Origin of the sequence: Kaistella montana, from assembly GCF_024436175.1 — a bacterium.
Taxonomy (GTDB): domain Bacteria; phylum Bacteroidota; class Bacteroidia; order Flavobacteriales; family Weeksellaceae; genus Kaistella; species Kaistella montana.
Genome location: NZ_JANFQP010000006.1, coordinates 1 through 1,261 on the forward strand (window position 1 = coordinate 1; position 1,261 = coordinate 1,261).

At 44.4% G+C, this 1,261-nt stretch carries 1 protein-coding gene and 1 pseudogene; both read right to left on the bottom strand.

The window, feature by feature from the left end:
- Nucleotides 1-16: 16 nt before the first annotated feature.
- Nucleotides 17-913, bottom strand: a pseudogene (locus tag NOV28_RS11170) (IS3 family transposase); the annotation flags it as partial.
- 11 nt (nucleotides 914-924) lie between these two features.
- The gene (locus tag NOV28_RS11255) at nucleotides 925-1,191 is read right to left on the bottom strand and encodes a transposase (protein ID WP_380265565.1); all 267 of its coding nucleotides are present in this window, start codon (nucleotides 1,189-1,191) and stop codon (nucleotides 925-927) included.
- Nucleotides 1,192-1,261: the final 70 nt, after the last annotated feature.

Consider the following 1,261-nt stretch of genomic DNA (forward strand, 5'->3'; position numbering starts at 1 on the left):
TGTAAGCTCCCCATTTTCAGTACACTTCAAAAGTAGAATTTTTTCTTGATATTTTACTGCTGTTGTTGTCGGATGTGGAAAAGCGGGCAGGAAAAGTGCTTGCCTTAGCATGGGCTTGCTGTCCATTTTTCCACATCACAGGTGATAAACCACCCAATGAATCATGCGGTCGTTCGTAGTTGTAATCCTTTACCCATTCCTCCGTAACACTTCTTACTTCCTCCAGATTTTCAAAAATATAGGCATCCAGGATTTGATCTCTGTAGGTCTTGTTGAAGCGTTCGATGTAGGCATTCTGTGTGGGCTTGCCCGGCTGAATGTAAGCAAAGCTTATCTCGTTTACCAGACTCCAGACTTCAGCGATATTCGCTATAAACTCAGGGCCATTATCCATGCGGATTTTCTCAGGCTTTCCATAGCGGTTCACCAGATGGTTCAGTATCCAGATTACCCGCGAACTTTTCAAGCTGTAATCTGCCTCAATGTGCAGAATTTCCCGGTTATAATCATCAATCACGTTAAAACTGCGGAACTTTCTTCCGTTGGCCAGTACGTCACTCATAAAATCAATACTCCACGTGTGAGTGAATGTTTCCGGCACTTCCAACTGCGTTTTTACTCTGGCAGGAAGGCGCTTCTTTACCTTTCGACGCAAGGGAAGTTTCATTTCCTTATAAATTCGGTGTAGCCGCTTATGATTGATTTTTTCACCCCGGTTGCGCAGGCGGTAATAGTACTTCCAGAAACCTTCTCTCGGATGGCTCTGTGTAAGCTGTTCAAGCTTCATCATCACCGTAGAATCATCTTTCAGTGAGCGGTAATGAAAACTGCTTCTGCTTAATTTAAGGACGCGTAAAGCCTTGCCGGAATCCTTCGGACGGAACTCATGGATCTCCATGACAATCTCCCGTTTCCGACAAGGCTTTAGAGCTTTTTTTCAATAATGTATTTTGCAACGTCGAGTTCCATCGCGAGGTTTGCGTACATGCGCTTGAGCCGGGCATTCTCTTCTTCCAGCTCTTTCACCCGCTTGAGTTCACTGGCTTCCATCCCGTTGTATTTCTGACGCCACTTGTATAAAGTGGCCGTGCTGATGCCATTTTCCCTTGCCAGTTCCTGGGCACTGCGGCCGCTGGCAAACTCCTTTAAAACACCTGCAATCTTTGCAGGATTGAATGTACTCTTTTTCATTGTCTTAATTACGATTTAAAGTTAATAATTTTTATACTTTTAAACCGTACTGTTTTCGGGGGAGCTTACA

Excerpts from the sequence above, each read along its gene's own strand:
- NOV28_RS11255 (WP_380265565.1), bottom strand. The coding sequence starts at position 1,191 with ATGAAAAAGAGTACATTCAATCCTGCAAAGATTGCAGGTGTTTTAAAG.